This is a genomic window from Chitinimonas sp. (genome assembly GCF_041904975.1).
Classification (GTDB): Bacteria; Pseudomonadota; Gammaproteobacteria; order Burkholderiales; family Chitinimonadaceae; genus Chitinimonas.
In genome coordinates, this window is the sequence record NZ_JAYRLZ010000324.1 from 1 (window position 1) to 4,382 (window position 4,382).

General features: G+C 60.2%; 5 protein-coding genes. All 5 read left to right on the plus strand.

Annotated features, from left to right (window positions below):
• On the plus strand, positions 1 to 491 hold a 491-nt coding region (locus ACE3OH_RS19970), incomplete at its 5' end, for a YfgM family protein (RefSeq protein ID WP_374357289.1).
• Positions 491 to 1,606: an outer membrane protein assembly factor BamB gene (gene bamB / locus ACE3OH_RS19975; protein WP_374357291.1), complete on the plus strand. Its 1,116-nt coding sequence runs from the start codon at positions 491 to 493 to the stop codon at positions 1,604 to 1,606. The genes ACE3OH_RS19970 and bamB, both read left to right, overlap by 1 nt.
• Positions 1,607 to 1,634: 28 nt before the next feature.
• Complete coding sequence (gene der / locus ACE3OH_RS19980) at positions 1,635 to 3,047, plus strand: ribosome biogenesis GTPase Der (RefSeq protein WP_374357293.1); 1,413 nt, start codon at positions 1,635 to 1,637, stop codon at positions 3,045 to 3,047.
• Positions 3,048 to 3,159: 112 nt separating this feature from the next.
• The gene (hfq, locus tag ACE3OH_RS19985; protein WP_374357295.1) at positions 3,160 to 3,414 is read left to right on the plus strand and encodes an RNA chaperone Hfq; all 255 of its coding nucleotides are present in this window, start codon (positions 3,160 to 3,162) and stop codon (positions 3,412 to 3,414) included.
• Positions 3,415 to 3,495: 81 nt separating this feature from the next.
• On the plus strand, positions 3,496 to 4,382 hold an 887-nt coding region (gene hflX, locus ACE3OH_RS19990), incomplete at its 3' end, for a GTPase HflX (RefSeq protein ID WP_374357297.1).

The following is a 4,382-nucleotide window of genomic DNA, read 5'->3' on the forward strand; positions in this document are numbered from 1 at the left end:
GCTCGCAAGGCGAGGCTGCATCGGACGCCTATATGGCGGTTGAAAAGGCCTTTATCGCCAAGGATGCTGCCAAGACCCGTACTGCGGCAGACCAGATGAGCAAGGACCAGGCTGGTCACGCACTGACTGCCCGCGCCATGCTGATGGCGGCCAAGGCGGCTTTCGACGCGCACGACCTCGACAAGGCGCGCAGCGCGCTGGAGTGGGTGGTGGCCAATGCCAAGGAAGATGCGGTGATCGATCTGGCCAAGCTGCGCCTTGCCGCGGTGCTGATGGATCAGAAGCAATTCGATGCCGCCTTCAAGATGGTCGATATGCCAAAGACCGATGCCTATAGCAGCTTGTTCGCCGATGCACGCGGCGATGCGCTGGCCTTGAAGGGCGATGCGGCAGGCGCCAAGAAGGCCTACCAGGACGCCATCAACAAGCTGGAAAAAACCGCGCCGGCGCGCCAGCTGATCGAAACCAAGCAAGCGGCGTTGGGGGTTTGATGAAGACGCTCGCACCCCTGGGTATTGCGCTGTTGCTGGCGGCATGTGCCGGTACCGACAATAGTCCGGTTCCGACGCCGCTGGCGGAAGTAAAGAACACGGTTCGCTTCGAACCAGCCTGGAAAGCCAGCCTTGGCAGCGGCAAGCTGTTCCGTTTCGCTCCGGCGCAAGGCAGTGATGCTGTATACATGGCCAGCGTGGATAGTCTGGGCGGATTTGCCCAGGCCGATGGCCGCAAGCTGTTCGATGCCAAGGCTGATAAACCATTGGCCGGCGGTATCGGCGCTGGTAGTGGCATTCTGGTGGCCGGCACGCTCAAGGGCGATGTGCTCGCCTATGATCTGGCCGGCAAGCTGAAGTGGCAGGCGCGGGTATCGAGCGAGGTGGTAGCCCCGCCCGTGGTGGTGGACGGCGTGGTGGTGGTGCGCAGCATCGATGGCCGGGTGGCTGGCCTGGATGCCGCTACTGGCGCCAATCGCTGGCAGTTCCAGCGCAGCCAGCCATCCTTGGTATTGCGTACCTACTCGCCGGTGGCCGTGGCTGATGGCAATGTGTTTGTCGGCATGGCGGCGGGTCGACTGGCCGCGCTGTCGGCTTCTGACGGCAAGGTGCTGTGGGAATCCACGGTCGCGCAGCCAAAGGGCGCAACCGAGCTGGAGCGCCTCAGCGACGTCAGTTCTACCCCCGCCATTGATCGCGGCACCGTCTGTGCCGTAGCGTTTCAGGGTAAGGTGGCATGCTTTGCCACCAGCAACGGCACCATGCTGTGGTCGCGCGAGATCTCCAGCTATGTAGGCCTGGCGATCGACAGCGAGGCAGTCTATGTCACCGACGAGGTTGGCAATGTCCAGGCGTTTGATCGCACCGGCGGCCGCAGCCTGTGGAAGCAGACAGCCTTGTATGGCCGCCGCGTGTCGGCGCCGGTAATCTGGAATGGCCAGCTGGCCGTGGGTGACTTTGAAGGTGTCATCCACCTGCTGGCGCCAAGCGACGGTCGCTTTGTTGCCCGTCAGAATACTGACAAGAGTCGGGTGCTGGTTGCTCCCCGCGTCATTGGTGAACGTCTGCTGGTGCAGACCGAGTCCGGTGGTTTGTTCGCCTTTACCGCCAAGTGACCGGCAAGTCTGAAACGAGTATCGAGAAATGAAACCGACCATCGCCCTTGTTGGCCGACCGAATGTAGGTAAATCCACGCTGTTCAACCGGCTCACCAAGAGCCGCGATGCGCTGGTGGCCGACCTGCCGGGCCTGACCCGTGACCGTCACTATGGTCACGGCAAGGTGGGTGGCAAACCCTATCTATGTGTGGATACCGGCGGTTTCGAGCCGGTTGCCGATGACGGCATCCTGCATGAGATGGCCCGCCAGACCCTGCAGGCGATCGACGAGGCCGATGCGGTGGTGTTCATTGTCGATGCGCGGGTTGGTCTGACCCCGCAAGACAAGCTGATTGCCAACCGGCTGCGCCAGCTGGATCGCCCGGTACGACTGGCAGTCAACAAGGCCGAAGGCATGCCATCGGCCGTGGTGTCGGCCGAGTTCTACGAATTGGCGCTGGGTGAGCCATGGCCGATTTCTGCCAGCCATGGTGAAGGCGTGCGCGGTCTGCTCGACGATATCCTCAGTGGCTTTGATGTGCCGCCGGAAGAAGAGCAGGTCGATCACCCCAAGTTCGCCATCATCGGTCGCCCGAATGTCGGCAAATCCACCCTGGTCAACGCCATTCTCGGCGAAGAGCGGGTGATTGCCTTCGACGCGCCAGGTACCACGCGCGATTCGATCTATATCGATTTCGAACGCAATAACAAACAGTACACGGTGATCGACACCGCCGGCGTGCGCAAGCGCGGCAAGGTCAATGAGGCTCTCGAGAAATTTTCGGTAGTGAAGACCATGCAGGCGATCGAAGACGCCAATGTGGTGGTGCTGGTGCTGGATGCGCGCCAGGATGTGGCCGAGCAGGATGCCCATATCGCCGGCTTTGCACTGGAAGCTGGTCGCGCCATGGTGGTGGCGGTCAACAAGTGGGAAGGGCTGGACCTGTACCAGCGCGATCAGGTGAAGCGCGATATTGCGCGCAAGCTGGGTTTTCTCGGCTTTGCCCGCTTCCACTTTATTTCGGCACTGGAAGGGCAGGGCGTCGGCGATCTGTTTGCCAGCATCGACGCCGCCTACCAGGCCGCCATGGTCAAGCTGCCTACGCCACGCCTGACTCGCGCTTTGCAGCTCGCTGTGGAAAAGCAGAATCCGCCACGTGCCGGCTTGGTGCGCCCGAAGATGAAGTATGCTCACCAGGGCGGCACCAATCCGCCAGTGGTGGTGGTGCACGGAACCGCACTGGAGCATGTGCCGGATAGCTACTGGCGCTATCTTGAACATGCCTTCCTGAAGATGTTCAAATTGCAGGGTACGCCTTTGCAGGTGCAGTTCAAAAAAGGTGACAATCCGTATGGTGCCAAGCCGGGCGAATTCAAGCCGGATCAGAAAGGTGTCATGCGGGGTGAGAAGAAGCCGACCAAGAAATCGGATGGTAAAGTAGCCAGGAAAACAGGCTGACGCTTGTGCTTGGTGGAAAAGCTGCTAAAAGTGACTGGTGGCACCGGTAGATTATCGGCCGGAATTGGACGGAATTTCGTCGTTTTTTCAATTACATAGTGGAGAATTACCAATGAGTGCAAAAGGGCAAATGCTACAAGACCCGTTTCTGAACATTCTGCGCAAGGAACATGTACCGGTCTCCATTTACCTGGTGAATGGCATCAAGCTGCAAGGCCAGATTGAATCTTTCGATCAATATGTGGTGCTGTTGCGTAATACCGTGACCCAAATGGTCTACAAGCACGCCATTTCGACCGTGGTGCCCGCTCGCCCCGTCAGCATTCCTTACGACAAGGATCCGGCTGCCGCGCCGGCCGAGGCCTGATTTTTCTGCAGTTCATGCCAACGGGGCGCTGTGCGCCCCGTTTTGCCGTAGTCCGTATCAGTTTGCTAATGAAAGATGCGCGTGTTTGAACGCCACCAAGGCGGCGATAAGGCCGTTCTGGTCTGTCTCGATTTCAATGAGCCGGACTATCTGGAAAATATCGAAGAATTCAAGCTATTGGTCGAGGGTAACGGCTATCGCGCCCTCGCCATCGTCCAGGGCAAACGTCAAAAGCCTGATGCAAAACTGTTTGCCGGCAGCGGCAAGGTCGAGGAAATCGCCGCCGCCGTGCGTGCCTGCGATGCCCAGACCGTGATTTTCAACCATGCCCTGTCGGGCGCGCAGGAACGAAATCTCGAGCGGGCGCTCGAATGCCGCGTGTCGGATCGGGTGAGATTGATTCTGGATATCTTTGGCCAGCGTGCTCGCTCCAATGAGGGCAAGCTGCAGGTGGAGTTGGCGCAGCTGCAGTACGCGTCCACCCGCCTGGTGCGCGGCTGGACTCACCTGGAGCGGCAACGTGGCGGTATCGGTGCGCGCGGCGGTCCCGGTGAAACCCAGCTGGAAATGGATAAGCGCATGATCACCGAGCGGGTCAAGCGCCTCAAGGACAAGTTGGGCGACTTGCAGCGCCAGCGCGATACTCAGCGCCGCGCCCGCGAGCGAAGCAAGCAGTTCTCGGTGTCGCTGGTCGGCTATACCAATGCCGGCAAGTCCACCCTGTTCAATGCCTTGACGCATGCCAATGCCTACGCGGCTGACCAGCTGTTTGCCACCCTCGATACCACCAGCCGCAAGCTGTTTCTCGACCCGCAGCACTCCATCGTCCTGTCCGACACGGTGGGCTTTATTCGCGATTTGCCGCATGGTCTGGTAGCGGCTTTTCGGGCCACCCTGGAAGAGACGGTGCGGGCCGATCTGCTGCTGCACGTCGTGGATAGCGCCAGCGACACGCGCGACGCGCAGAT